Annotated in this window: 24 protein-coding genes; 9 read left to right on the top strand and 15 right to left on the bottom strand. The window is 71.8% G+C overall.

Annotation, left to right across the window (positions count from 1 at the left end):
* Positions 1-469: 469 nt before the first annotated feature.
* The 4 genes from BJY18_RS08510 to BJY18_RS08495 all read right to left on the bottom strand — a co-directional run bounded on the left by BJY18_RS08510 (position 470) and on the right by BJY18_RS08495 (position 4,577).
* On the bottom strand, positions 470-1,516 hold the full coding sequence (locus tag BJY18_RS08510) for an aldo/keto reductase (protein WP_184779190.1): 1,047 nt from the start codon (positions 1,514-1,516) through the stop codon (positions 470-472).
* A 54-nt stretch (positions 1,517-1,570) separates the two neighbouring features.
* Positions 1,571-2,671, bottom strand: a complete 1,101-nt coding sequence (locus tag BJY18_RS08505; protein WP_184779189.1) for an NADH:flavin oxidoreductase/NADH oxidase — start codon at positions 2,669-2,671, stop codon at positions 1,571-1,573.
* 108 nt (positions 2,672-2,779) lie between these two features.
* Complete coding sequence (locus BJY18_RS08500; protein WP_184779187.1) at positions 2,780-3,790, bottom strand: serine hydrolase domain-containing protein; 1,011 nt, start codon at positions 3,788-3,790, stop codon at positions 2,780-2,782.
* The gene (locus BJY18_RS08495; protein WP_312873791.1) at positions 3,780-4,577 is read right to left on the bottom strand and encodes an IclR family transcriptional regulator; all 798 of its coding nucleotides are present in this window, start codon (positions 4,575-4,577) and stop codon (positions 3,780-3,782) included. The genes BJY18_RS08500 and BJY18_RS08495 overlap by 11 nt, the downstream gene beginning before the upstream one ends.
* Positions 4,578-4,645: 68 nt before the next feature.
* Here BJY18_RS08495 and BJY18_RS08490 point away from each other — a divergent pair, with 68 nt between their 5' ends.
* Genes BJY18_RS08490 through BJY18_RS08470 form a run of 5 tightly spaced genes read left to right on the top strand, consistent with a single transcriptional unit; the run spans position 4,646 to position 9,639 of the window.
* On the top strand, positions 4,646-6,190 hold the full coding sequence (locus BJY18_RS08490) for an ABC transporter substrate-binding protein (RefSeq protein WP_184779183.1): 1,545 nt from the start codon (positions 4,646-4,648) through the stop codon (positions 6,188-6,190).
* Complete coding sequence (locus BJY18_RS08485; protein WP_184779181.1) at positions 6,187-7,158, top strand: ABC transporter permease; 972 nt, start codon at positions 6,187-6,189, stop codon at positions 7,156-7,158. The genes BJY18_RS08490 and BJY18_RS08485 overlap by 4 nt, the downstream gene beginning before the upstream one ends.
* Complete coding sequence (locus tag BJY18_RS08480) at positions 7,155-8,048, top strand: ABC transporter permease (protein WP_184779179.1); 894 nt, start codon at positions 7,155-7,157, stop codon at positions 8,046-8,048. The genes BJY18_RS08485 and BJY18_RS08480 overlap by 4 nt, the downstream gene beginning before the upstream one ends.
* The gene (locus BJY18_RS08475) at positions 8,045-8,842 is read left to right on the top strand and encodes an ATP-binding cassette domain-containing protein (protein WP_184779177.1); all 798 of its coding nucleotides are present in this window, start codon (positions 8,045-8,047) and stop codon (positions 8,840-8,842) included. Before BJY18_RS08480 ends, BJY18_RS08475 begins: the two co-directional genes overlap by 4 nt.
* Entirely contained in the window at positions 8,839-9,639 is an 801-nt protein-coding gene (locus tag BJY18_RS08470) for an ATP-binding cassette domain-containing protein (RefSeq protein WP_184779175.1), read from the top strand. The genes BJY18_RS08475 and BJY18_RS08470 overlap by 4 nt, the downstream gene beginning before the upstream one ends.
* A 2-nt stretch (positions 9,640-9,641) precedes the next feature.
* Here BJY18_RS08470 and BJY18_RS08465 read toward each other — a convergent pair whose 3' ends face one another.
* The gene (locus BJY18_RS08465) at positions 9,642-10,574 is read right to left on the bottom strand and encodes an ROK family protein (RefSeq protein ID WP_184779173.1); all 933 of its coding nucleotides are present in this window, start codon (positions 10,572-10,574) and stop codon (positions 9,642-9,644) included.
* Positions 10,575-10,615: 41 nt separating this feature from the next.
* Between BJY18_RS08465 and BJY18_RS08460 the strand changes: the two genes are divergently transcribed.
* Positions 10,616-11,371, top strand: a complete 756-nt coding sequence (locus BJY18_RS08460; protein ID WP_184779171.1) for a creatininase family protein — start codon at positions 10,616-10,618, stop codon at positions 11,369-11,371.
* The gene (locus BJY18_RS08455; protein WP_184779170.1) at positions 11,368-12,495 is read left to right on the top strand and encodes a mandelate racemase/muconate lactonizing enzyme family protein; all 1,128 of its coding nucleotides are present in this window, start codon (positions 11,368-11,370) and stop codon (positions 12,493-12,495) included. Before BJY18_RS08460 ends, BJY18_RS08455 begins: the two co-directional genes overlap by 4 nt.
* Before the next feature lie 9 nt (positions 12,496-12,504).
* Here the strand turns inward: BJY18_RS08455 and BJY18_RS08450 are convergent, their stop codons facing one another.
* The 3 genes from BJY18_RS08450 to BJY18_RS08440 all read right to left on the bottom strand — a co-directional run bounded on the left by BJY18_RS08450 (position 12,505) and on the right by BJY18_RS08440 (position 15,587).
* Complete coding sequence (locus tag BJY18_RS08450) at positions 12,505-13,575, bottom strand: glycoside hydrolase family 64 protein (protein WP_446680339.1); 1,071 nt, start codon at positions 13,573-13,575, stop codon at positions 12,505-12,507.
* 403 nt (positions 13,576-13,978) lie between these two features.
* Positions 13,979-14,497, bottom strand: coding sequence for a lytic polysaccharide monooxygenase auxiliary activity family 9 protein (locus tag BJY18_RS08445; protein WP_184779166.1), 519 nt, complete (start codon positions 14,495-14,497; stop codon positions 13,979-13,981).
* A gap of 625 nt (positions 14,498-15,122) precedes the next feature.
* Positions 15,123-15,587: a MarR family winged helix-turn-helix transcriptional regulator gene (locus BJY18_RS08440; protein ID WP_184779164.1), complete on the bottom strand. Its 465-nt coding sequence runs from the start codon at positions 15,585-15,587 to the stop codon at positions 15,123-15,125.
* Between the two features lie 137 nt (positions 15,588-15,724).
* On the opposite strand from BJY18_RS08440, the gene BJY18_RS08435 reads away from it, so the two are divergent.
* Together BJY18_RS08435 and BJY18_RS08430 are read left to right on the top strand one after the other, a co-directional pair.
* A complete protein-coding gene (locus tag BJY18_RS08435) occupies positions 15,725-17,269 on the top strand; it encodes a long-chain-fatty-acid--CoA ligase (RefSeq protein WP_184779162.1) in 1,545 nt (514 codons plus the stop codon).
* Between the two features lie 50 nt (positions 17,270-17,319).
* Complete coding sequence (locus tag BJY18_RS08430) at positions 17,320-18,180, top strand: alpha/beta fold hydrolase (RefSeq protein ID WP_184779160.1); 861 nt, start codon at positions 17,320-17,322, stop codon at positions 18,178-18,180.
* A gap of 33 nt (positions 18,181-18,213) precedes the next feature.
* On the opposite strand, the gene hpnH is transcribed toward BJY18_RS08430, so the two are convergent.
* The 7 genes from hpnH to hpnC are packed head-to-tail and all read right to left on the bottom strand — an operon-like array spanning position 18,214 to position 26,701.
* Positions 18,214-19,215, bottom strand: coding sequence for an adenosyl-hopene transferase HpnH (hpnH, locus tag BJY18_RS08425; RefSeq protein ID WP_184779158.1), 1,002 nt, complete (start codon positions 19,213-19,215; stop codon positions 18,214-18,216).
* Between the two features lie 3 nt (positions 19,216-19,218).
* Entirely contained in the window at positions 19,219-20,679 is a 1,461-nt protein-coding gene (gene ispH, locus BJY18_RS08420; protein ID WP_184779156.1) for a 4-hydroxy-3-methylbut-2-enyl diphosphate reductase, read from the bottom strand.
* On the bottom strand, positions 20,676-22,589 hold the full coding sequence (shc, locus tag BJY18_RS08415) for a squalene--hopene cyclase (RefSeq protein WP_184779154.1): 1,914 nt from the start codon (positions 22,587-22,589) through the stop codon (positions 20,676-20,678). Before shc ends, ispH begins: the two co-directional genes overlap by 4 nt.
* Positions 22,589-23,626 (bottom strand): polyprenyl synthetase family protein, encoded by a 1,038-nt coding sequence (locus BJY18_RS08410; RefSeq protein WP_184779151.1) that lies wholly within the window; start codon positions 23,624-23,626, stop codon positions 22,589-22,591. The genes shc and BJY18_RS08410 overlap by 1 nt, the downstream gene beginning before the upstream one ends.
* Positions 23,623-24,975: a hydroxysqualene dehydroxylase HpnE gene (gene hpnE / locus BJY18_RS08405; protein WP_184779149.1), complete on the bottom strand. Its 1,353-nt coding sequence runs from the start codon at positions 24,973-24,975 to the stop codon at positions 23,623-23,625. Before hpnE ends, BJY18_RS08410 begins: the two co-directional genes overlap by 4 nt.
* Positions 24,972-25,832, bottom strand: a complete 861-nt coding sequence (gene hpnD, locus BJY18_RS08400) for a presqualene diphosphate synthase HpnD (RefSeq protein ID WP_184779147.1) — start codon at positions 25,830-25,832, stop codon at positions 24,972-24,974. The genes hpnE and hpnD overlap by 4 nt, the downstream gene beginning before the upstream one ends.
* Positions 25,829-26,701 (bottom strand): squalene synthase HpnC, encoded by an 873-nt coding sequence (hpnC, locus tag BJY18_RS08395; protein WP_184779145.1) that lies wholly within the window; start codon positions 26,699-26,701, stop codon positions 25,829-25,831. The genes hpnD and hpnC overlap by 4 nt, the downstream gene beginning before the upstream one ends.
* Positions 26,702-26,718: the final 17 nt, after the last annotated feature.

The raw sequence follows: 26,718 nt of genomic DNA, 5'->3' as shown, positions 1-26,718 counted from the left end.
GTCGCTGCCGGAAATGCCGGGCGCCGACGATCTCCGCCGCTGCGGGAATGCCGACGGCGACGACCTTCGCCGCTGCCGGAGATGTCGACGGCGATGGCCTTCGCCGCTGCGGGAATGCCGACGGCGACGACCTTCGCCGCTGCCGGAGATGTCGACGGCGATGGCCTCCGCCGCTGCCGGGAATGCCGACCACGACGACCTTCGCCGCTGCCGGAGGTGTCGACCGCGACGACCCCGCCGCTGCCGGAAACGCCGACTGCGACGAGCTTCGTCGCCGGAACGCGAACCCGGCCGCGGCCATCTCGGCCGGCGGGAGCGTCCAGCCGTGGCGTTGCCGCCCGACAAAGCTGGTGCTGTGCCACGAAAGCGGTCGGCAGGGAGCGCCGGCTCGTGAGTGTCCAAGCCGGTGAGAACCGGCCTGAACACTCACGACACCACGGTCAGACCGTCGGCCGCGTCTGACCCAGCGCTAGCGTGCGGGGCCGAACCATGCCCGGTCGGCGTCGCTGAAGCGGGCCGACGTGCCTGCCGCCTGGTGCCAGTACGGGTAGGCCAGTACCGGGGCGCTGACCCGGTCCAGCCGGTCCACCTCGTCCTGGGTGAGGTGGACGTCGGCGGCACCCAGGTTGTCGGCCAGCTGCTCGTCTCGGCGGGCGCCGATCACCAGGGACGTCACGCCTGGTTTCGCGAGCAGGTAGGCCAGCGAGACCTGCGCCGGGGACACGCCGTGCCCGGATGCGATGTCGACGACCGTTTCGATGGTGTCGTAAAGCTTTTCCTCGTCACGGACCGGTGGTTCCGACCATTCGGTGAGGTGCCTGCCGTCGGCGGCCTGCTGCCCTCGGCGGTACTTGCCCGACAGCAGCCCGCCGGCCAGCGGACTCCAGACGAGGACGCCGAGTCCCTGGTCCAGTGACGCGGGCACCAGCTCGAACTCAGCGTCGCGCGATTCCAGCGAGTAGTAGATCTGGTTGCTGACGAAGCGCTGGTACCCGTGCGCGTCCGCGGTCGCCAGCGCCTTCATCAGCTGCCAGCCCGAGTAGTTCGACACCCCGAGGTAGCGCACCTTGCCGGAGCGCACCAGGGTGTCGAGTGCTTCCAGCGTTTCCTCGAGCGGCGTCTGCCCGTCCCATTCGTGCACGTGGTACAGGTCGATGTGATCGGTCCCCAGCCGGCGCAGGCTGGCCTCGGCCTGCGCGACGATGTGGTGGCGGGAAAGGCCGTCGTCGTTCGGGCCCTTGCCCATCGCGAAGCGCACCTTCGTGGAGATCAGCACCTGGTCCCGCCGCCCGGACACCGCCTCGCCGACGATCTCTTCGGACTTCCCGGCCGAGTACATGTTGGCGGTGTCGATCAGGTTGACACCCGCGTCGAGGCACTGGTCGATCTGCCGCCGCGCTCCCGCGACGTCGGTGTCGCCCAGCAACCCGAACTTGTCCTTGCCGCCGAAGGTCATGGTGCCCATGGTGAGCACCGAAACGCGGAGGCCGGACCGGCCCAGCCTGCGGTATTCCATGATGATCCTTTCGGTCGCGGAGCGTGCTCTCCCTGACTACCAGAGGTCACCCGGTCAGGCCCGGTGGTACTGCACCGGGGTGGTGACAGTGGCGCCCAGTTCCGCGGCCGCGCGCCGGGCCCAGTACGGGTCACGCAGCAGCTCCCGGCCCAGCAGCACCGCGTCCGCCCTGCCTTCGGCCAGTACGGCCTCGGCCTGGGCCGGTTCGGTGATCAGTCCGACCGCGGCCACCGGCATGCCGGCGTCCCTGCGCACCTGTTCGGCGAAGGGCACCTGATAGCCGGGTCCGGTGGGGATCTGCGCGTCCGGGACGCCCCCGCCGGTCGACACGTCGAGCAGATCGACGCCGCGGGAGTGCAGTTCCTTCGCCAGCGCCACGGTTTCCGCCGCGGTCCAGCCTTCGCGGCCGTCGCCGGGGTTTTCGCTGAGCCAGTCCGTCGCCGAGACGCGGAAGAACACCGGCAGCTCGTCCGGCCATTCGCCGCGCACCGCGTCGACCACCTCCACGGCGAGCCGGATGCGGCCCGCGAAGTCGCCGCCGTAGCCGTCGGTGCGACGGTTGGTGAAGGGCGACAGGAACTGGTGGATCAGGTAGCCGTGCGCGCCGTGCACCTCGGCCACGTCGAAACCGGCGGCGCGGGCCCGGCGGGCGGCATCGGCGAACTGCCGCACCACGGCGGCGATCTCGTCGGTGGTCAGTTCCTCCGGCGTGGTCGAATCCTCCCGGAAGGGCAGTGCGCTGGGTGCGACCGGCACCCAGCCGTACGGAGCGTCCGGCGGGATTGTCGCGCCCCGGTCGACCCAGGTGCGCTCGGTGGACGCCTTGCGCCCGGAATGCCCCAGCTGGATGCCTGCGACGGTGCCCTGCTCCCGTAGGAATCCGGTGATCCGGCGGAAGCCCGCGACCTGGGTGTCGTTCCAGATGCCCAGGTCGTACGGGCTGATCCGGGCCTCGGGGCTGACCGCGGTGGCCTCGGTGAGCACCAGTCCGGTGCCGCCGGTGGCGCGCGCGGCCAGATGCGCGAAGTGCCAGTCGTTCGGGACACCCGCCGCCTCGCCCGCCGGCGCCGCGCTGTACTGGCACATCGGTGCCATCCAGACGCGGTTCGGGATGGTCAGCGACCGGAGGGAGTACGGCTCGAACAGGGGACTCATGCGGTGATCTCCGAGGCATCGGACGGGCGCCCGGCGCGGGCGTGCTGTCGGTTCCGACAGTAGAGGTGTGCGCAGGCTAGTTTCAAGAACGTCGAACTATGGGGTGGCTCATACCCCGACCGCGGCGTCGTGGAACGCGTGGCGCACGGCCTCGATGCCCGCGGTCTCCCGGCTCGGATGCACGCGGTTGGTGAGCAGCACGTAGTAGCGGCCGCGGCCGGGCTCGAGCCACAGGCTGGTGCCGGTGAACCCGGTGTGCCCGTAGGCATCCGCCGTCAACGCGGTGCCCACCGGGGAACCTGGCACGTCGAGGCCCTGCCAGGCGAGGCCGCGACGCAGGCCTCGGGTGTGGGCGGTGGTCATCTCGGTGTGGGTGGCCGGTTTCAGCAGGGAAGCCGCGCCGCCGGCGAGGATCTGCCCGAGCCGCTCGAGGTCCGGCAGTGGCGCGAACAACCCGGCGTGCCCGCAGATTCCGCCGAGTACCACGGCATTCTCGTCGTGCACCTGCCCGCGGACCACTTTCCCCCGCCACGGGCAATCCTCGGTGGCGACCGCGCCGGGCACCGGACCGTAGCCGGTCGCGGTGAGGCCGGCCGGGCCGGTGACGTACTGCGCGACGAGCCGGTCGAGCGGTGCCTGCCCGGCCGCTTCGGCGATCAGGCCGAGCAGGATGAACCCTTGCGACGAGTACTCCACCTGCGTTCCCGGGCGGGTGCGCAGCGGGCCGGTGCGGATCGCGTCCAGTAACGCGGCGCGGGTGGAATGCGTGCGCCACAACGGGGTCGCGCCGGGCAGCCCGGAGGTGTGGGACAGCAGCTGCCGGACGGTGATGGCGGCCTTGTCCCCGCCGGCGTACTCCGGCAGGTGCCGGGGGAGTGGGTCGTCGAAGGACAGCCTGCCGCGCTCGGCGAGTGCCGCGATCACGATCCCGGCGACGGGTTTGGTCACCGACGCCAGGTCCCAGCGGCTGTCCTCGGTCACCTGCGGGCCGTCCCACCAGCGCGTGCCCAGCATGCCCCGGTCGAGTACGCCGTCGGCCGTGCCGACCGACCAGGCGGCCGCCGAGTACACCCGGTTTTCCCGGCCCGCACGCAGAATCCGCTCCAGTTCAGTCCTCATCGGACACCAAGTGCACGGGAGCTCCGCCGAGCGTGGCGGAAAGCCGGTTCGCGGCCTCGGCGACCAGCGGCCCGAGGGTGGCGAAGCTGTCCGGCTGCAGCGTGAACGTCAGCCCCGACACGCTCACCGCGCCGACGACGGACCCGTCCCCGGCCACCACCGGCGCGGCGACGCACCGGACGTGCTGCTCGTGCTGTTCGTCGTCGACGACGTAGCCAAGAGTGTCCACAGTGGCCAGTTCGCGCCGGATCGCCGCCGGGTCGGTGAGGGTCTTCGAGGTCAGTGCGCGCAACGGTGGCCCGTCGAGCAGGGCGGCGACCTCGCCGGCGGGCAGTTTCGACAGCATCGCGCGCCCGACTCCGGTGCAGTGGAGCGGGACTTCGCCGCCGGGGCGGGTGTTCAGCCGGTATGCCTGGTCCGGTTCGAGTTTCTCCACGTACACCGCCCGATCCGCATGCCGTACCGCGTAGTGCACCGTGTGTCCCGTCCGCCGCCGCAGGTCGGCGAGTACCGGCCGGATCGCCTGGTTACCGGACAGCGCGGCCGCGGACAGCCCCAGCAGCCGCGGGCCGACGTCGTAGCGGCCGCTCCCGGCGCTGACCGCGAAACCCGCTTCGGCGAACGTCTGCAGCATCCGGTGTGTGGTCGGTTTCGGCAGCGCACAGGCCTGCGCGAGATCCGCGAGCCGATGGGGCCGCCCGGGACGCGCGAGCATGGCCAGCACTTCGAGCGCTTTGTCGACCGCGCCGCGGGGGTCGCCGGACGGACCGTTGACAGCCTTCTTCACGCGGCCTACCTTAGCGCAATCGTGTTCCATGTGACGGAATAAGATTTCAATCCACGGAAAGGACGGCCGTGGCCGGACCTTCGCATCTGAGCCGCCGGACCGCTCTCCGGCTGGGTGGCCTGGCGTTGCCCGCGCTCGCCCTGCCCGGCGCGCTGACCGCGTGCGGCACCGCGACCGGCAGCCAGGGCCGGGTCCTGCGGGTGGCGCAGACCGCCGACCCGAAGACCCTCGATCCGCAGCGACAGGGCGATCTCTTCTCGATGAACGTGCTGATCAACCTGTTCGACACGCTCACCACCCGGGACCCGGACAACCGGCTCGCGCCCGGTCTCGCGCTGTCCTGGTCCGCGCCCGACCCGCTCACCTGGCGGTTCCGGTTGCGCCCCGGCGTCTGCTTCCACAACGGCGAACCGTGCGACGCGCATGCGGTGGCGTTCAGCCTGAACCGGCTGCTCGACCCGGCCACGAAGTCGCCGATCGTCGAACTGCGGTACGTGCGCCGGGCGGTCGCGGTGGACGCGCTGACCGTGGATCTGCAGTGCAGCCAGCCGGATCCGATCATCCCGGCGAAGGTGTCGCTGTTCGGCGGGGTCGCCGTGCCGCCCGGTTACCTGAAGCAGGTCGGCTCCGCGGGATTCGCGAAGCATCCGGTGGGCACCGGTCCGTTCACCTTCGAGCAGTTCCAGCGCGACCACCAGCTGCGGATGCGCGCGAACCCGCGGTACTGGGGCGGGAGACCGGACTACGACGAGCTGGTGTTCCTGCCGATGCCGGAGCCGTCGTCGGCGCTGGCCTCGCTGCAGAGCGACGAGGTCGACATCGTCGCCGGCCTGACCCCGGACGCGGCACTGCAGATCCAGGGGTACCGCGGTGTCGAGATCCGGCACTACCCGGGAATCCGCACGTCCTACCTGTCGCTGGACACCACCCAGGGGCCACTGCGGGACGTGCGGGTGCGTCAGGCGCTCAACCACGCCGTCGACGTGCCGCTGCTGATCAAGGCGGTGCTCGACGGCAAGGCCCGCGAGGTGCCCACGATGTTCCCGCGGGAGTCGTTCGGCTTCGATCCGTCGGTTGCGCCCTACACCCGCGACCTCGGCCTGGCGAAGAAGCTGCTCGCCGACGCCGGGTTCCCGGACGGGTTCGACACCACACTCACCGCACAGACCACCGACGCGAACGTCGCCGAGGCGATCTCCGGCCTGCTCGCCCGCGCCGGCGTGCGGGCGCGGGTGGAGCTGGTGGACACCGGCACGTACAGCAGCAGGCTCACCTCGAGCAACCGCGGCGCGCTCGGCCCGATCTACCTCGCCGCCAGCACCGGCTGGACGCTCGACGCGGAAAGCCTGGTCCAGTCCAACGTCCGCCACGACCGCAGGCAGAGCCGGTGGCACAACGCCGAGGCCGACCGGCTCGTCGACGCCGAGGAACAGTCGCTCGACCCGGCGGACCGGCAGCGGGCGTTCTCCGGCCTGCAGCGGCTTCTCAAGCAGGAGGCACCGTTCGTGTTCCTCTACCAGATCGACAACATCTACGCGGTCGACACGAAACCGCGGTGGCAGCCCGGTGTGGTCGGAGTCCTCGCCATGGCCGGGGCGAGGGTGAGCGCGTGAGCGCCCCGGCCGTCCCCGCCACCCGGCCGCCCGCCGCCAGCACCGGGATCCTGCGCGCGGTCGCGACCAAAGTGGTCACCGCGATCGTGGTGTTGTTCTTCGTGGCCACGGCGGCGTTCTTCCTCGTGCGGCTCTCCGGCGACCCGGTGAAGCTGATCCTGCCGCCGGACGCGACCGCGGGGCAGGAGGCGACGCTGCGGGCGAGTCTCGGCCTCGACCGGCCTCTGCTTACGCAGTACCTCGACTTCCTCGGCGGCCTGCCGAGGCTGCAGCTGGGCACCTCGCTCGTCTACGACCAGCCGGTGGCCGAGGTGCTGTTCTCCCGCGTCCCCGCGACGCTCGAGCTGGCCGGCGCCGCGCTCGTGATCGCTGTGCTGCTGGCGATCCCGGCCGGCACGTTCGCCGCGGTGCGCCGCGGCCGGGCCGGGGACAGCGGCGTGATGACCGGTGTCCTCATCGGACAGTCGACGCCCGCGTTCTGGGTGGGCATCCTGCTGATCCTGCTCTTCGCCGTGCAGTGGCAGGTGCTGCCGGCGTCCGGGTACGGCGGGCTGGACCATCTCGTCCTGCCCGCGGTCACCCTCGCGGTGTACTCCGTGGCGGTCATCGCGCGGCTGCTGCGTTCGTCGCTGATCGACGTGCTCGGCTCCGACTTCATCCGCACCGCACGGGCGAAAGGCCTGGGCACCGGCGGCATCGTGCTCGCACACGGGATGCGCAACGCGGCACTGCCGGTGATCACCGTGGTGGGCCTGGAAGTCGGCTCGCTGCTCGGCGGCGCGATCCTGACCGAGCAGGTGTTCTCGTGGCCCGGTCTCGGCCGGCTGACCGTGGAGGCCATCCAGAACCGGGACTTCCCGCTCGTACAGGCCGCCGTGCTGTTCTTCGCCGCCACGTTCGTGGTGGTGAACCTGCTGGTGGACCTGTCCTACACACTGCTCGACCCGAGAGTGCGGGTGACCTCGTGACCGCTGTGCCCACCGCCGTCCCCGCCGCGGCTTCGTCCCGGCCGGGTCTGCTCCGCTCGGTGCTGCGCAACAAACTGGGCGTCGTCGCGGTCACCGTGCTGGTGCTCGTGGTGCTGGCCGCCTTGTGCGCACCGCTGATCGCGCCGTACGACCCGGCCACCCAGGACCTGCTCGTACGGCTGAATCCGCCCGCATGGGAGTCCGGCGGCAGCTCCGCGCATCTGCTCGGCACCGACCAGCTGGGCCGCGACATCCTGTCCCGGCTGGTGTACGGCGCTCGCGTCTCGCTGCTGGTCGGCGCGTGCGCGGCACTGCTGGCCGGGGTCATCGGCGCGGCGATCGGCCTGGTCGCCGGCTTCCTCGGCGGCTGGTTCGACCGGATCCTGATGCGGCTGGCCGACATCCAGCTGGCGTTCCCGCCGATCCTGCTCGCGCTGGCCATCGTCGGCTTCCTCGGCTCCGGCCTGTGGTACGTGGTGCTGGTGCTCGGCTTCACCGGCTGGGTGTCCTACGCCCGTGTCCTCCGCTCCGAGGTGCTTTCCTTGCGCACCAGGGAGTTCGTCACCGAGGCGCGGGCGATCGGCGTCACCGACGCGGCGATCATGCGGCGGCATCTGCTGCCGAACGTGCTCGCGCCGCTGGCCACCATCGGCACCCTGCACGTGGCCGCGGCGATCGTGGCCGAGGCGTCGCTGAGCTATCTCGGCCTCGGCGTGCCGAAGCAGACCGTGACCTGGGGCGGGATGCTCAGCGACGGTCAGCTCTACCTCGGCACGTCGTGGTGGGTGGCGGTGTTTCCCGGGCTGGCGCTGATGATCACGGCGCTGGCAGTCAACCTCGCCGGAGACGTCCTGCGGGACGTCGCTGACCCGAAGGCGTACCGCGCATGAGTGCTCTGCTGGAAATCACCGATCTGCGGATCGAGTTCCGCCTGGCCACCGGGACGGTGACCGCCGCGGACGGGGTGTCGCTGGCCGTGGAGGCCGGGCAGACCCTGGCGCTGGTCGGCGAATCGGGCAGCGGGAAGACCGTGACCGCGCTGTCGGTGCTGCGGCTCAACCCGGAACCGCCGTGCGTGTACGCCGGGGGAGAGGTGCTGCTCGACGGCCGCGACGTCCTGCGGCTGCCGGAGAAGGACCTCCGGCGGATCCGCGGCAACGACGTGGCGATGGTCTTCCAGGACCCGATGACGAGCCTCAACCCGCTGAAACGGGTCGGCGCGCAGGTCGCCGAAGTGGTGCGCAAACACCAGGGCGCCTCCCGGGCACAGGCCGGGGCGGCCGCGGTGGAAGCGTTGCGGGAAGCCGGAATCCCGGATCCGCAGCGGCGGGCCGGGCAGTACCCGCACCAGCTGTCCGGCGGGTTGCGCCAGCGGGTGATGATCGCGATGGCGCTCGTCGGGCGGCCGCGGGTGCTGATCGCCGACGAGCCGACCACCGCGCTCGACGTGACCGTGCAGGCCCGGATCCTCGAACTGCTCGTGGACCTGCAACGCCGGCACGGGATGGCGATCCTGCTGATCACGCACGACCTCGGTGTGGTCGCCGAGGTCGCCGACCGCGTGGTGGTCCTGCGCTCGGGCCAGGTGGTGGAGTCCGGTGAGGTGACCGAGGTGTTCGAGCGGCCGCGCGAGGACTACACGCGGGAGTTGCTGCGGGCCACACCGAAACTGGAGCGGGCATGACGAACCTGGTGGAGATCCGCGGGCTGCGCAAGGAGTACGGCGCGGCGGCCGCGGTGGACGGTGTCGACCTGGATGTGCGGACCGGCGAAACCCTCGCGGTGGTCGGGGAATCCGGTTCGGGCAAGACCACGTTGACCCGGTTGCTGCTGCGGCTGGCCGAGCCGACCGCGGGCAGCGTGCACTTCGACGGTGCGGATCTGTTCGCGCTGCCCGCCGCGCGATTGCGCAAGGTGCGCCGGGAAATGCAGGTGGTGCTGCAGGATCCGTACTCCAGCATGAACCCGCGCTGGCGGGTGACCGACGTGGTGGCCGAACCGCTGGTCACGCACGAGCGCGGGATGCGCGGCCGTGGTGGCCGGGCGAAGCTGCGCGAGCGCGTCGGTGAGCTGCTCGACGCGGTGGGCCTGCCGCCACAGGTCCAGGACCGCTATCCGCACGAGTTCTCCGGCGGCCAGCGGCAGCGGATCTCGGTCGCCAGGGCGCTGGCGCTGCGGCCGCGGCTGGTCGTGCTCGATGAGCCGACCAGCGCGCTCGACGTGTCGGTGCAGGCCCAGGTGCTCGACCTGCTCGCCGACCTGCAGGGCCGGTTCGGGCTGACCTACGTGTTCGTCTCGCACAACCTCGCGGTGGTGCAGCAGATCGCCGACCGCGTCGCCGTGCTGCGAGCGGGCAAGGTGGTCGAGCTCGCCCCGGCTCGGCGGTTGTTCGCCGCACCGGAGCACGAGTACACGCGGGCACTGCTGGACGCGGTCCCGAATCCCGATCCACGGCAGGCGCGCCGCCGGGTGACGGCATGAACTCAGTGGCGCGACAACACCAGGCCCGCGCCGCCCAGCAGCGCGACGTCGTCGGCCGGACCGGGGTGGACCACGACCTCCGGCGGCCGCGCACCGGTGGCCCACGACGAATCCTCGCGCAGCCGCTGCTCGATGCGGGCGCGGAAGCGTTCGCCGCCGTCGGCCGCCTCGCCGTGCAGGACGAACAGCCCTGGCGCGAACAGCTGCTGGATGTTCACCAGACCGAGCGCGATGTTCGCGGCGTACTCGTCGAGCAGCGGATCCCCGGCGGCGGCCAGCTCCCGGACCGTCTGCCCGCGCAGCCCGCGCCGGTGTGCCTCGCCGCGCAGCCACGGCGTGGTCGCCACCGTCTTCCAGCAGCCGCGCGCACCACACGTGCACCGGCGGCCGCTCGCCGCGACCGTCATGTGCGCTCCGCTGCGCCCGCCGGGCGGGGCGAGCACTTCACCGTCGTGGAGCAGCCCGACGCCGAGTACCTCGCCGGTGGACACCGACGCGAACGCGCTGCGTCCACGACCGGGCCCGAACCAGCGGTCGCCCAGGACCTGCAGCCGGGCGCGGTGCTCGACGTGCACCGCCGCGCCGACCAGCCCGGCGAGCACCGGCACGATCGGGTACCCGTGCAGCGCGGGCACCTCGTTCACCTCGATGATCACGCCCGCGCTCGCGTCGACCAGCCCGGCGGCGGCGACCCCGACCCCGGCCGGCGTGGCGGGGAAGCGGACCGCCGCGGCCAGCGCGGCGTCGATCTCGCCGCGGTCGGAGGTGCCCGCCGGATAGGCCGCTTCCGCCCGCCACCGCACGGCGCCGGTCAGGTCGAGCAGCGCGGCCCGGACCCGGCCGGGCAGCAGTTCGACCGCGCCGAGCACGGTCTCCGCGGGACCCGGCGCCGGGGCCGGGGCCAGCCGCAGCGCCGGACGTTCGCCGGAACTCATGCGGTCACGATGCCACGACCGGACGCCCGAGGGGAGCCCACATGCCGGAACTGACGAGGATGACCTGGCGGGAAGCGGCCACCGCGGCCCGGACGGGGATCGCGCTGCTGCCGATCGGCTCGCAGGAGCAGCACGCCGGCCACCTGCCGATGGGCACCGACACGATGCTCGCCGAGGCCGTGGTCGACGACGCGCTCACGCGGCTGTGCGGCGACCCAGACGTGGTCCGGCTGCCCGCGCTGCCGTTCGGGCACAGCCCCCACCACCTGTTCGCGGCCGCGGTCTCCCTGCGGGCCACCACCTTGCAGGCGGTGCTCGACGACGTCCTGGACTCACTGGCCACCAGCGGCTTCCGCCGGGTGCTGATCGTGAACGGCCACGGCGGCAACGACGAGATCATGCGGCTGGCGGTCAAGCAGTATTCGCTGCGTGCCGACGTGGCGCTGGCGGCGTGCTCCTACTTCTCGCTCGGCGCGGACGCCGGAACGCCGGGGCACGCGGGCGTGTTCGAGACGTCGCTGATGCTCGCCGCGCATCCGGACCTGGTGCGGGAACCGGCACCACGCCCCGCGGTCACGCCACCGCCGTTGTTCGCCGAACCGCCGTACCCGGGACTCACCGTGGAGCGGCACGGCGAATGGGCGCGAGCCGGTGGCAGCACCGACGACGCCACCGCGGCCACCGCCGCCGGCGGGACCGCACTGCTCGGCCGGCGTGGTTCCGCACTGGCCGAGGCGATCCGGGCGTTCGACCTGGCCACCCGGGAAACCCACGCGTCCACTGAAGGGGAGGCATGAAGATCACCGACGTCGACGTGCGGGTCGTGAACCTGCCGTTGACCAATCCGTTCACCAGCTCGTTCGAGACCAAGACCGGGGAGACCCGCACCGTGGTGCGGCTGCGCACGGACACCGGCGCCGAGGGCTGGGGCGAGACCATGTGGGGCCGTCCGGTCGCCGAGCTGACCCGGAAACTCGGCGCGGAGCTGGTGGGCACCAGCCCGTTCGCGCTGGAGGCGTTCCACCGGCGTCACCACATGGTGCCGTTCTTCCACGGCTACCTGGGTTACGCCGCCCTCGCCGCACTCGACGTGGCCTGCTGGGACCTGATCGGCCGCGTCACCGGGCAGTCGCTGACCGACCTGCTCGGCGGCCCGGTGCGGACGGAGGTGCCGATCACCGCGTTGATCACCCGCGCCGACGCGCCGGGGGCGGAGGGCGCCGAACTCGCCGACGGGCTGGCCGAGCACGCCGCCAGGGTCGTCGCCGAGGGCGGTTTCACCGCGGTGAAGCTGAAGGGCACCAAGGACGTCCGCGGGGACGTGCGGATCCTGCGCGAACTGCGCCGGGCCCTGCCGGAGGTCGAGCTGCGGGTGGACCCGAACGCGGCCTGGTCGGTGCCGGACTCGATCCGTGCCGGGCTCGCGCTGGAGGAGCTGGACCTGGAGTACCTCGAGGACCCGTGCGTGGGCATCGAAGGGATGAGCCAGGTCCGGGAGAAGGTGCGGATCCCGTTGTGCACCAACATGTGCGTGGTCCGGTTCGAGGAGTTCGCCCCGGCCGTGCGGCTCGGCGCGGTCGACGTGATCCACGGCGACGTCTACAAATGGGGCGGGATCGCGGCGACGAAGGCGCTGGCCGCGCACTGCGAGACGTTCGGCCTCGGGATGAACCTGCACAGCGGCGGCGAACTCGGCATCGCCACCGCGGCGCACCTCGCGGTGGTGGCCAGCACCCCGGTGCTGTCCCGCGCCATCGACAGCATGTACTACCTGCACGCGGACGACATCGTCGCGCCGCTGGAGTGCTCCGGTGGCCGCCTCCGCGTTCCCGACGGTCCCGGTCTCGGGGTCGAGGTGGACGAGGAGAAGCTGGACTTCTACGCGGCCGTGAACGAACGCGAAGGCGACCTCACCGGATGAGGACGGTGCTCAGCGCAGGGCGTTGATCGTGATGGTGAGCGTGTCCGGGTCGCCGGCCTGGACCGCGCCGCTGAAGTCGGGCCCGGGCGTGACGTCGTCGTAGGGGAAGGCGTAACCGCGGTTGTCCGGCAGCTTGCTGTGCACGATCCGCGCGTAGTGGTTGGTCGCCTCGGCCTGGTAGAACTTCGCCGGGTCCTCGTCCACCGGCTGGTTCGCGTTGTCCAGCAGGGTGGTGCGGTTCAGTGCGGCGGCCAGGCGCGGGACGATCGCCTTACGGGCCTCGCTGGCGTCGCCGGCGATCGCGAACGGGCCGCTGTCGCAGCTCCACACGTCGGCGGTCACGGGTTTGCCGAAGCTCTCGCCGTTGTCGAAGGTGAGTGTGTCGCCCGAAACCTGGCCGGTGAACGTGCCCAGGTCGGGTCGCTGCGAGTCGACGGTCAGCTTGGTGCCGCCGTATTTCTCCCATACCTGGTCGATGTAGCCGTCGAGGTACCCGTCGAACTGGTCGGCGCGATGCTGTGCCGACAGCGCGCGCAAGGCCTTCCCGCCGTCGTCCTCGACCAGACCTGCCCACGGTCCGCCCTGCTTCTTCAGCTCGTCGCAGATCGGGTCGAGGGAACGGGCGGGCAGGCCCTGCACGGTCTGCTCGCCGGAACCGGCGGTGCTCAGGTGCAGGCCCATCGGGATCGCCACGAAGTCCACGTAGCTGATGTTCGCGAACAGCACGTCGTCGTTGAAGGTGAACTCGACGAACGACCAGTCGCGTGCGTAGTTCGGGTCCTCGCTCGCCAGGAAGTTCGGATGCACCATGGCAGGGCCGGGGTTGACGAAGAAGTCGAGCTTCGTGTCCAGCGCGAAGTAGATCCGGGCGCCGGCCATCTTAGGCACGCTCACCTGCGACAGCGATTTCAGCGGGATCGCGCAATCCTCCTCCAGCGGCGTCTGCGCGGCGCCCGGAGAGGGCGGGTAGTACGGGGTGCCGTCGGCCTTGAGGATGACCAGCCGGTTGTCCAGCGTGGTGCCGGTGATGTAGGCGTAGGTCTCGCCGGCGCCGGACTGGTCGTCGAAGGCGACCCGCACCGTGTCCGGTGTGGCGGCCGAGGCGAGATTCGTGCCCCACCAAGGGAAAGTCGCGGCCGCTGCGGAAGCACCGAGGAAAGTTCGCCGGGATATCAAGGAAAGTCGCCTCCTGAACGCGCCGTTGTCCGGTGCCGGGCACGCTAATCAGGACCGCGTCCGCCGGTCAACGAGGCACCGCGGAGGTGCCCGTTCGGCCAGTCGGGCACCACCGGAAACCGGCATGGGCGGGCAAGGGTCTAGACCAACTGAGTGATCTTCGGGTTCCCCGGTTGCGGGACGAGTGGTCTTCCCGGACGGCGAAGTCCTTGCCCCGCTTGGGTGACGACGAAAGTCGGGAAAGCGTGGACACAAACGTGCCCGGTAGCGCCGCCACGCTACCGGGCACGAGCTTTCGGGTGCGGGGTCAGCCGACCTGGAGGTCGATGCAGGAGTAGAAGGCGTTCGAGGTGTCGGCGATGTTCCACACGGCCAGCACGGTCTGGCGGCCGGTGTGCCCGCTCAGATCCACCTCGTGCGTCACGGTTTCCGGCGGCTGCTGGCCACCGCCGTCGATGTCGGCGACCTTCTCGTCGCCGATGTAGTACTCGTAGTTCGTGGTCGCGTGCCGGGCGGTGAACGTCCAGGTGAACGACGCCGTGGTGCCGGTGGGGGTGGCCTCCCAGCCCTTGCTGTCGTCGTTCAGCTCGGCGTACTGGGCGTTGCCGCCGCTGCAGTCGTGCAGGCCCTTGGGACCTTCGACACTCTGCGGTTCGTACTTGATCTGGCCGCAGTCGACGGTGCCCTGCGCGCACTGCGCCTGACGGCTGGGCGGGGAGTTGATGTAGCCGTGCGCACTGGCGATGCCCGCCGGGCTGATCAGCACCAGCGCGGGGGCGAGTGCGGCCCCGGTCAGCGCGGCGACGAGTTTCCGGTTCGCTTTCATGGCAGCTCCTTCGGGAGTGCTCGCCTCCCGCGTGCGGGCACAACGCATCCCGCGGACCGCACTGCGTGGCGACCCGGTGGGGAGGGTGGTCGAGCGAAGGGGTGGAATTGTGGTCTAGACCATACGCGGACATTCCGGGAAAGGTCAACAGGTCGCAAAGAGCGACTTTCGAGTGGTTACCGGGCAACGGCGGAGGGCTGTGGTTCCGGGGTCACACCACCCTGGGGGTCGCAGACGCTCGCCGGCGCGCGCGTGGTTGCCGGCTGGCCCGCGCGTGCTCGCTGGCCCGCGCGTGCTTGCGGGCGCGTTGTGCTTACCCGGAGCTGCCCGTGAAGACTCCCGCAGAGAATCTGATTCACGAGGGGAGGCCTTTACGGACCTCGCGACCCGTGCGAGCGGCAGCCCGAGGTGGTGGCGTCGCCGGTGTGGCCAAGGGTTACGCGGTTCTCTCCCAGTCGGCCCGGTTCGGTCGGCCCGGCTCCGTCAGTCCGGCCCGGTCAGCCCGGTCCGGCTCTGTCGGTCCGGTTCGGTCAGCCTGGCCCGGCCTTGTCAGCCTGGCCACAGCCGGCCCGGCTCCGTCAGCCCGGCCCGGCTCCGTCGGTCCGGCTCGGGCAGCGCGGTTCGGTCACCGGCGGTCCTGCCGTTCGGCGACGGCCTCGTCGATCGCCGATCCGAGCCAGCGGAGCGCGAGCAGCATCTGCTCCGGGTCCGGGGTGCGCGACACCAGGTCGGCGACCCGCACGGCCATCTCGGCCTCGGCCTCGGCGAGCAGCGTTTCTCCTTGCGGGGTCAGGGAAAGCGCGGTGGCGCGCTGGTCGCCGTCGACGTCCCCGCGGACGACAAGGCCCCGTTTGCCGAGCGAGTCGACCGCGGCGCTGATCGCCGGGCGGCCGAGCGCGAGCCGCCGCGCCACGCGGGAGGCCCGCTCGTCCCCGGAGGAGATCGCGGCGAGCACGCGGTAGTGGGCGAGGTTCAGCGCGGCGGACGAACGCTCGAGCACCCGGGAAGCCCGGGCGAGCGCTCGCACGGCCTGCGCCGTGGCCTCCGGCGCGGGGCCGGCGGGCGTGGCGGAAGCGGGGGAGTCGGGCACCGTCCCACCGTAACCCGGATCCGTTCGACCGCCGAACCATGTGTCCGGACGTCGGCCGGGTACGGACCGGGCTCGTTACGCTGGCCACGACCGGGCACGCCGCTGTGCCCGGGCACGAACGACGTTCGGAGGTACGGGTGAGTTTCAACCTGGCCACGATGCTGCGCGAGTCCGCACTCGCCCAGCCGGACAAGGACTTCCTGCGCTTTCCCGGGGGTGCCCGGACGTTCGCCGAGGTGGACGGGGCCGCCGGAGCGGTCGCGGTGGCGTTGCGCGCACGGGGCCTCGCCCCCGGGGACAAGGTGGCCGTGCTGCTGCCGAACGTGCCCGAGTTCGTCGTGGCCTACTTCGGGATCCTCAAGGCCGGGCTGGTCATGGTGCCGCTGAACCCGTTGCTCAAGGCCGGCGAGATCGCCTACCACCTGGCCGATTCCGACGCCCGGCTGCTGATCGCCGCCGACGCGGTGGCGCAGGAGGCGGCCCGGGCGCTGCGCGAGGTGCCCGCGGTCGAGCCGGTCGTCGTCGGGGATCTCGACACCGGGAAATGGCCGGAGAGCGTTACAGCGTTCGCGGATCTGCTCGCTGCCGGCGACGACGGCGAGCTGTACCCGGGCGCCGCCGACGACACCGCGGTGCTGCTCTACACCAGCGGCACCACCGGGCGCCCGAAAGGCGCCGAACTGTCGCATTTCTCGTTGTACATGACGTGCACCATCGGCAGCGAGACCTTCGGCACCGTGCCGGACGACGTGGTTCTCGCGGTGCTGCCGTTCTTCCACGTCTACGGCCTCTCCAGCATCCTCAACGCTTCGGCGCGCAACGCCCGCACGGTGTCGATCCTGCCCCGGTTCGAGACCGGGGCGGTGCTGGCCGCGATCGAACGGGACCGGATCACGGTGATGGCCGGGGTGCCCACCATGTACCACGCGCTGGCCGCCGCGGATTCCTCCGGATACGACACGAGCAGCCTGCGGATCGGCAGTTCCGGCGGGGCACCGATCCCGGAACAGGTCCTGCGGGCGTTCGAGGCGAAGTACGGCATTCCGGTCCTCGAGGGCTACGGGCTGTCCGAATCCGCCTCGACCGCCACCGTGAACCCGGGTGCGGACAACCGGAAGGTCCTCTCCATCGGCAAGCCGATCTGGGGTGTGCAGCTGCGCATCGTCGACGACGAGGGCACCCCGCTGCCGCCGGGGCCGGAGCACGTCGGCGAAATCGTGTTGCGCGGGCACAGCATCACCAAGGGCTACTACAAGCGGCCGGAAGAGACCGCGCAGGCCTTCCGCGGCGGCTGGTTCCACACCGGAGACCTCGCTTACGCCGACGAGGACGGCTTCGTGTACGTAGTCGACCGCAAGAAGGACCTGGTGATCCGCGGCGGGTTCAACGTGTACCCACGCGAGGTCGAGGAACTGCTGTACCGCCATCCCGCCGTCGCCGAGGCCGCGGTGCTCGGCGAGCCGGACGAACGGCTCGGCGAGGAAGTGGTGGCCGTGGTATCGCTGAAACCCGGCGGGCACGCCGAACCGGACGAGATCGTGGCCTGGGCGAAGGAGCGGATCGCGGCGTACAAGTACCCGCGCCGGGTGCGGATCGTGCCGGAACTGCCGAAGGGGCCGACCGGCAAGATCACCAAGGTTCCGCTGCGGCAGTCCACAGCGGACGGACCGGGCCGGGGCTGACCGCCGGGTCCCGGACCGTCCACTGTGCTCGTCCCGCTACCGTGGATGCCATGGCGGAGAACAGGACTGTGCGGGTACCGGTCGAAGGCGGCGAGCTGGCCGTGGAGGTCACCGGCGGCGGAGGCGCGCCGGTGCTGGCCGTGCACGGGGTGTCGAGCAACTGCCGGCTGTGGAACTGGCTGCGCGCGGAGGCACCGGAGCTTGCGCTCGTGATGCCCGATCTGCGGGGCCGGGCGGGCAGTCACCGGGTCGCCGGGACCTCGTCGATCCGCCGGCACGCCGAGGACCTGGTGCGGGTACTCGACGCGCTGGAGCTCGAGGTCGTCGCGGTGTGCGGGATGTCGATGGGCGGTTTCGTCGCGGTGGAGCTGGCCACCCGGTGGCCGGAGCGGGTGCGGGGGCTCGTGCTCGTCGACGGTGGGCTGCCGATGGCGCTGCCGGCGGGGCTGACGCCGGAGGCGGTGCCGGCCGCGTTCGCCCCGCAGCTGGAGCGGGTCGCCCGGCGCTGGGACGGCGTCGAGGACTATCTCGCGTACTTCTGCCGGGCCAATCCGCTGCTCGACGCCCGCGATCCGCTGCTGCGCGACTGTCTGGAGCACGATCTCGAGGACGGCCGGGTGCTGCTGAGCCGGGAAGCGGTGCTGGCCGACGCGACGGACGTGTTCTTCGGCGAGCACCGCTGGCGTGAGCTCGCGACGCCGACCGAGTTCGTGTGCGCCGAATGGGGCGCGGGCAAGAGCACGCCGCCGGCGTACTCCGCCGGTGCGCTGGAGGGGTTCCGCGCCGAGGTGCCCGCGCTGGGCCGTCCACGGCGGATCGCCGGCGCCGACCACGCGGCCACGATCATGACCCGCGCCGGTGCCGCGGTCGTCGGTGCCGCACTGCACGACGTCCTGCTGCGCGTGCGGTGAGCGGCCGCGGTTTCGCGGCCGCTCACCGGAGGTTCAGTGGCCCACCGCCGCCCGGACGGTTTCCTTGAGCGAGCCGAGCGTCGCGATCACCGCGGTCGGTTCGTAACCGCAGTGCGCCATGCAGTTGTCGCATCGCGGGTCCTTGCCGCGGCCGAAGGCGTCCCAGTCGGTCGTTTCGATGAGCTCCCGGTAGGTCTCGGCGTAGCCGTCGTCGAGCAGGTAGCACGGGCGCTGCCAGCCGAGCAGCGAGTAGGACGGGATGCCCCACGGCGTGCACTCCAGATCGCGTTTGCCCTCGATGAAGTCGAGGAAGACCGGCGAGTGGTTGAGCCGCCAGCGCTTGCGGTTGCCGCCGCCGAAGGCCTTCGAGAACAGTTCCCGGGTCTGGTGCACACCCAGCCAGTGGTCCTGGTCCGGGGCCTTCTCATACGCGTAGCCGGGCGAGATCTGCATGTTGTCGACACCCAGGTCGTTGAGGTAGTCGAGCACGTCGATCACGTCCTGCGGGGTGTCCCCGGTGAAGAACGTGGTGTTCGTCATCACCCGGAAGCCCTTGTCCTTGGCCAGTTTGATGGCCTCGACCGCGGCCTGGAACCCGCCCTCCTTGCGGACCGAGGCGTCGTGGCGCTCCTCCAGGCCGTCGATGTGCACCATCCAGGCGAAGTTGCGGTGCGGGGTGAACTTGTGAATGTGCTTGTGCAGCAGCAACGCGTTGGTGCACAGGAAGACGATCTTGTTGCGGTCCAGCAGCTGCCGGGTGATCTCGTCGATCTGCGGGTGCATCAGCGGTTCCCCGCCCGCGATCGACACCATCGGCGCGCCGCTCTCCTCGATCGCGCCGACCGCCTGCTCCACCGGCATCCGCTGTTTGAGCAGCGTGTGCGGCTGGGCGATCTTGCCGCAGCCGCCGCATTTGAGGTTGCACGCGAACAGCGGTTCCAGCTCGACCAGCAGCGGGAACTTCTCGTTGCGGCGCAGCTTCTGCTTCATCAGATAGCCACCGAGCCGGATGGACTGGCGTAACGGCATGGCCATGGGTCAGAGCACCTCCCGAGGTAGGGTGAACGTCACTTCTTCCTCCGTCAGCCTGCTTTCGGCGACGGTGACCGGCCCCAGTCCGCCCAGTCCCGCGAGCAGCTCGTCGACCAGGTGCGGGGGAGCCGACGCGCCGGCGGTGAGCCCGATCCGGCCCGCGCCGGCCAGCCGGCTCAGGTCGAGATCGGCGCAGCCGTCCACCAGCACGGCGGGTGTGCCCTGGCGTTCGGCGACCTCCACGAGCCGGCGTGAGTTGGACGAGGTGGCGGATCCCACCACCAGCACCAGATCCACCTCGCGGGCGATCGCCCGCAGGGCGTGCTGCCGGTTGGTGGTGGCGTAACAGATGTCGTCCTTGCGGGGCGCCGCGAGCCCGGGAAACCGTTCGCGCAGCACGGACGCGATTTCCTCGGCTTCGTCGAGCGCCAGCGTGGTCTGCATGGTGTAAGCGACCTTCGTCGCGTCCGGCGCGGTGACGATGCGCGCCGCGGCCGCGTCGCCGACCACCACGACGTCTCCGGGGGCCTCGCCGACGGTGCCTTCCACCTCTTCGTGCTCGGCGTGCCCGATGAGGAACACCGTGTCGCCGCGACCGCTGTACCGGCGGACTTCGTTGTGCACCTTGGTGACCAGCGGGCAGGTCGCGTCGATCACCGACAGCTCGCGCCCGGCCGCGTCCCGCCGCACCGCCGGTGAGACACCGTGCGCGGCGAACACCAGTGTCGCCCCTTCGGGCACTTCCGCGACCTCGTCCACGAACACCGCGCCCCGTTCCTGCAACCGGCGGACGACGTGGGTGTTGTGCACGATCTGACGCCGCACGTAAACCGGAGCCCCGTGCTTGTCCAGGGCGCGCTCCACGATGTCGATCGCCCGCTCAACGCCGGCGCAGAACGAACGGGGGCTGGCCATCAGCACCGCACGTGGCCGCGCCGCCGCCGCCCACGAGGCGACTACCGGTGCGGCCGCGCGGAGACTGCGCAACGCGGCAAGGCCGTTCGTGATGGTGGCGGGGCGCAGAACAGGTTCGCCGACAGTGTCCGCGATGGCCCGCACGACGGCGAACGGCTCCCCGGACGCCGCGAGCCACGGTGATTCCATGTCGACCGCCACCGCTCCGGTCTCCGCCAAAGCCGCCCGTTCCCGCTCCCGCACCACGTGATCGCTGCCGACGACTGGTCCGGTGTGGACAGTCAGGCCGCGGCGGCGCAGCTCGCCCGCGAGCAGCGGGGCGGACGGCACCGGAACAGTCCCGTGTGGACCGCGTACTTCGGTGGCGACCACGACGTCTCCCGGACGCACGTGGGCGGCCAGCCCGCCGCAGATTCCGGCGACGAGCCGCGGGCCGGCCGGAAGCCGGGCGGCCGCGGCAGCTGCCCGTCGCGGGCCGAGTCCGGTGTGGACGGTGCCGCGCACCGCCACCCGCTCGACCCGCAGCGGGCTGCAGACGAGCGCCGGGCTCACGAGCCGCCCCGGACGTACCGGCCCAGTGCGGACAGCGGAAACACCACCCGGTACAGGTGGTAGGCGAGGTAGAAGTCGCCGGGGAAACCGGTGCCGGTGTGCTTGTCCTCGTCCCAGCCGCCGTCGGCCCGCTGCCGTTCGCACAGCCAGGCCACGCCACGAGTGACCACTTCGGACTCCCGTTGCCCGGCGGCCAGCAGCGCGAGCAGTGCCCATGCGGTCTGCGACGGAGTGGAGTCACCCCGCCCCGCCCACGCCGGATCGTCGTAGGAGCGCAGATCCTCACCCCATCCGCCGTCGGTGTTCTGGTGGTCGGCCAGCCAGCGCACCGCCCGCCGGATCCGCTTGTCGCCGGCCGGGATCCCCGCGGCGACCAGTGCGGGCACCACCGCGCCGGTGCCGTACACGTAGTTGGCGCCCCAGCGGCCGAACCACGATCCGTCCGGCTCCTGGTTCGCCAGCATCCACCGCACTCCGCGCCGGCATTCCGGGGCCTCCGTTTTCCCTTCCGCGGCCAGCATTTCCACCACGTGCGCGGTGACGTCCGCGGACGGCGGATCGATCACCGCACCGAAGTCGCAGAACGGCAGCTTCGTGGCGAGCTCCCGGGTGTTGTCCGCGTCGAAGGCACCCCATCCGCCGTCGCTGGACTGCATTCCCTCCAGCCAGGCCACACTGCGGTCGACCGCGCCGCGGAGCCGGAGGTGGTCGGGCTTTCCCATCCGCCGCAGGGCGAGCACCACCTCCGCGGTGTCGTCGGTGTCGGGGTAGCCGTCGTTGGCGAACTCGAAGGCGAACCCGCCGGGCGCCAGCGTGGGACGGCGTACCGTCCAGTCGCCGGGCACCCGGATCTCCTCGCCGAGCACCCAGTCCGCCGCGCGCACGAGCGTTTCGTCGCCGGGGGAAACGCCCGCGTCGAGCAAGGCGGTCATCGCCAGCGCGGTGTCCCACACCGGCGACTGGCACGCTTCCAGCCTGCGCACCCAGCCCTGGTCGGTCTTCTCGCGGATGATGAAGCCTTCGAGCCCGGCCAGCCCGGCCTTGAGCGCGGGATGGTCGAGCGGGTAGCCGAGCAGGTGCAGCGCGAGGATCGAGTAGACCCACGGTGGCTGGATGCCGCCCCACGAACCGTCGGCCTCCTGCCGGGCCAGTATCCATTCCGCGGCCTGCTTCAACGCGACTTTGCGCACCGGGTTGAACGGCAGCTTCGCGTAGGTGTGCAGTGCGGTGTCGAGGTTCTGGAACAGCCCGTCCCAGGTCCACGGCGCGCGGGTCTTCGCGGGTGCCTTGCCGGTCCGCAACTCGCGGACGTCGAAGGGCAGGCTCCGGGCCGGCCGCAGCGTGCCGACGACGGTCAGCGGCACGATCGTCTGCCGCGCCCAGCACGCGAAGTCGTAGACGTTGAGCGGGAACCACGACGGCAGGAAGACCAGTTCCGGCGGCAGGTTCGGCAGCTCGTCCCAGGACCACTGGCCGACCATCGCCAGCCAGATCCGGGTGAACACCCGGGTGGCCTCCAGCCCGCCGTGGCCGCGGACGTACTCCGCGGCGGTGCTCAGCCACGGCGCGTCCGCCGGATCGCCGGCCAGCCGCAGCGCCACCCACGCCTCGACCGTGGTGGACAGGTCGGCCGGGCCGCCGGGGAAGGTCGCCCAGGTGCCGTCCGCCCGCTGCTGGGAACGGATCCAGCGCGCGGACTCCTCGGCCACCTGCGGGGTGAGGATGCCGAGAAAGTGGCGCAGCAGCAGGTCTTCGGCGTCCATCGTGACATTGGTGGCCAGCTCGCCCTTCCACCAGCCGCCCGCATGCTGTTCGCGGCGCAGGAATCCCACGGCCGCGGCGACGGTCTGCTCCGCCGTCCGCTCCGCGGTGCCGGTGCTGCTGGTGGACTCCGGAACGGTCTGGGTCATCACGCCTCCCGGTGCACGATGAAACGGGCGATGTCGGTGAGCTCCGCACGGGGTTGCGGTGGGAGCGCGGACAGGGCTTGTTCGGCGGTGGCGACGTGGCGCGCGGCTTCGGCGGTCGCCCACTCCCGTCCACCCGCCGCGGCGACCAGCGCGGCCACCCTGGCCAGCTCGGCCTCGTCGGCGGGGTCCGGCGCGGCGAGCCAGCCGGCCAGCTCCCGTCCGGCCGCGCCGCCGTGGGTGGTGGCGTAGGTGATCGGCAGCGACTTCTTGCCGGCCCGCAGATCCGAGTACACCGGTTTGCCGGTGGCGGCCGGATCGCCCCAGATGCCGAGCACGTCGTCGACGAGCTGGAACGCCAGCCCGATCTCCTCGCCGAACACCGCCAGCGCCTCGACCGCCTCGGCCGGCGCCCCGGCCAGTACCGCGCCGATCGCGGCGCTGCCCGACAGCAGCGCACCGGTCTTCCCGCCGGCCATTTCCACGCATTCGGCGAGCGTGACGTCGTCGCGCTGCTCGAAGGCGACGTCGAGAACCTGCCCCTTGATCAGCCGCCGGGTGGTCCCGGCCAGCAGCCGCGCCGCCGGGACGACGTGCGGGGAATCGGCCTCCAGCAGGACTTCCTGCGCGAGGCCGAGCATCGCGTCGCCGGTCAGGACCGCGCTCGCGGCGCCCCACAGCGACCACACCGTGGGGCGGTGGCGGCGTTCGGTGTCGCCGTCCATCAGGTCGTCGTGGACGAGCGAGAAGTTGTGCACCAGCTCGACGGCGACCGCGCCGGGCACGCCGGTTTCCGCGGGCGCGCCGGCGGCACGGGCGGACGCCACGGCCAGCGCCGAGCGCACGGCCTTGCCGCCGTTGCCCTGCGCGGGGACGCCGTGTGCGTCGGTCCAGCCGAGGTGGTAGGCGCTGATCGCACGGCTGGATTCGTCCAGCCGCGCCACCGCGGCACGCAACGCGGGCTGCACGAGGTCGCGGGTGCGGCCCAGTACCTGCGGAACCACCCCGGCCGCCGCCGAAGTGAGCACGTCGGTGGTCATGCTCCGACTCCCTCCTTCTTTTCGGGCACGTTCTGCTCCAGGAGGGCGGCGGCCGCGGCCGCACCGCTGCGCGCGGCGCCCTCCATCGTCGCGGGCCAGCCGGTGGCGGTCCACGCACCGGCCAGGTAGAGCCCGGCCGCGGCGGTCACCGAGGGCGGACGCAGCGACGCGGTACCCGGGCCGGGCCGGAACGTCGCGTGCCGTTCCCGGGTCACGAAGAAGTCGAGCACCTTCGCGTCGCGGGCCTCCGGCAGCAGGCCGGTCAGCTCGGGCAGCAGCCGTTCGCGCAGGGTCGCGGCGGGCAGGTCGATCTCGGTGTCCGCGGCCGACAACGACATGGCGAGGTACTGCCCGGAGGGCAGCCCGGACTGGCGGGTGCGGTCGAACACCCACTGCACCGGCGTGCGGACGCCGGCCACGAACGGTTCGGCGAGCACCTTCCGGTCCAGCACTACGTGCACGTTGACGATCGGGGAGCTGCCCAGCCCGCCGGACCAGCCGGCCGGCAGCCGGATCGCGCCTGCCGGGGTGAGCCGCTCGGTGACCGGCGGCGGGGTGGCGAGCACGACGTGGCCGAACGCTTCGACACCCGCGTCGGTGCGCAGCCGCCAGGTGTCCCCGTCGCGGGCGAGTTCCCGGATCTTCGTCCCGGTCCGCACCTCGGCGCCGGCCTCGGCGAGCCGGGCCAGCGCCGGTTCGCCGTGCAGCTCCCGCAACGGAACCAGCGACCACCCGATGTCGGCCGCCGCGGGATCGGTGAGCAGTCCCTCCTGGAAGACCGTCGCGGCAAGGCTCAGCGAAGCCTCGTCCGCGGTCGCGTTCAGCGTCGCCACGCCGACGAGGTCCCACAGCGCCTCGATCGCCCCCGCGCTCTGCCCGTGCCGGCGCAGCCATTCGCCGAACGACTGGCGATCCGTGCGGTCGTCGGCCGGGTCGACCCGGCGCAACGCGAGCGCGGCGAGCGCGAACCGGGCCCGGTCGAGCGGCCGCAGCGGTTCGTACCGCAGCAGCGAACCGGCCAGGTGCAGCGGCGCGGGCAGGTCGCCGCGGCGCAGCCAGGTGGCGCCGGCCGTGCCGGGGGTGCGGATGGGAATTTCCAGGCGAGGCTGCAGGTGGACGCGGCCGGCGACGCCGAGCCGGTCCAGCAGTGCGCGGTAGGCGGTGCAGCAGCGCAGGAACACGTGCTGGCCGTTGTCCACGTGCAGGCCGTCGCGAACGAACGAATGGGTGAGGCCGCCCAGGTGCGGGCGGGCTTCGAAGAGCGTGACGGGACGTCCGGCGTCCACGCAGGCGAGCGCCGCGGCGATGCCGGCGAGCCCGCCGCCGACCACCGCGACCGGGCCGCTCACCGTCCGGCCCCGGTGAGCGCGCGAACGGCCACCACGGCCTTTTCCCGTCCGGACAACGAAAGCCGGCGATCGAACACCCGCGACGGCTGCTCGTCGATCCGGTTCAGCAGGGTGCGGTAGATCCCCGACATCGCGGTGGCGCAGGCGGCGCTGCGGCGATCCAGCGACGGCACCAGCCGCAGCCCGCGGGCGTACCAGTCCCGGGCCCGCGCCGCGCTTTCGCGGATCAGCGCGGTGAGCCCGCCGCCGGGATCGGCGAGCGAGCCGTCCTCGCCGACGGAAAGCTCGACCCCGAACCGGTTCAGTTCCTCCTTCGGCAGATACACCCGTCCGTTGCCGAGATCCTCCCGGATGTCGCGCAGGATGTTGGTCTGCTGCAGGGCGATCCCGAGCTCGTCGGCGTAGGTCGGGGCGGCAGGCTCCGGCCGGCTGCCGAACACGCCGAGGCACAGCCGCCCGACCGAACCGGCCACGCAGCGGCAGTACTCCACCAGGTCCTCGAACCGCACGTACTCACGGCCCGTCACGTCCATCTCGACGCCGTCGAGCAGCTCGTCGAACGCGCCGAGCGGGATCGGGTAGCGACGGGCCGCGTCGGCCACCGCGACGTACACCGGATCGGTGCTCTCGGACAGGTCGCCGAGCGAGGTGCGCACTCCGGCGAGGCCGGCCAGCTTCGCCTCGGCCGGCTGCGCGGTGTCGTCGCCGATGTCATCGATGATCCGGGCCAGCGCGTACACCGCGCACAGCGCGGACCGTTTGTCCGGGGGCAGCAGCCGGATCCCGTAGTAGAAATTGCGTGCCTGTTCCCTCGTGACCTGCGCACAGTGCGTGTACGCGTCTTCGACCGTGGTCATCCGGACCGCCTCCCTGTCCTCGCGCTCACCTGGAGCCACCCGAGCCATCCCGCAACCCCGGCCCGGCTCGGCCGGACCGCCACGCCGAGCACGTCGCCCCGGCTCTCGCGCAGCGCGTCCACCGCGGCGAGCCCGCCGGCCAGGAAGCCGCTCACCGCGAGCCGGCCCCAGCCCGGCAGCAGCGCGACCAAGTCCGCGCCGCTGCCCAGCAGGGCGGCGGCGCGGTCGGTTTCCCAGCGCATCAGCTCTTTCAGGCGGGGCGAGGCGTGCGCGGCGCCCAGCTCGTCCTCCTCGACCCCGAACGCGGCCAGGTCCTCCTGCGGCAGGTACACCCGCCCGGCGCGGTAGTCCTCGCCCACGTCCTGCCAGTGCTCGACCAGCTGCAGGCCGGTGCAGATCCGGTCGGACAACTCCGCGGCCCGCTCGTCGCGCACGTCCAGCAGGGACAGCACGATCCGGCCGACCGGATCGGCCGAGAGCCGGCAGTACTGCCGCAGCTCGGGGTAACCCGGATAGCGCAGCACGTGCTGGTCCTGAAGATTCGCCTCGACCAGGTGCCGGAACGGTTCCTCCGCGACGCGGCCGTCGCGGATCACCGGAACGAGGGCGCGCAACGCCGGATCGGCCGGCTCGGTTCCCCCGAACGTGGCCGACAGCTCCGCCGCGAATGCCTCGAGCCGGGCGACCCGGTCGCCCTCGGCCTCGTCACCCAGATCGTCGATGGTGCGCGCGACGCCGTAGACCGCGACGAGGTCTCCGCGCAGCTGCCGCGGCAGGATCCGCAGCGCGACCGGGAAGTTCTCCGCACGGCGCTTCGCCCGCAGACCGTCCGCGTCCGGACTGTGACGGCCAGGTGAAGGGGATGTCATCGAACCCAGTCTCGCCC

The organism is Amycolatopsis jiangsuensis, from assembly GCF_014204865.1.
GTDB lineage: Bacteria > Actinomycetota > Actinomycetes > Mycobacteriales > Pseudonocardiaceae > Amycolatopsis > Amycolatopsis jiangsuensis.
This window is presented reverse-complemented; position numbering and strand designations above follow the sequence as displayed.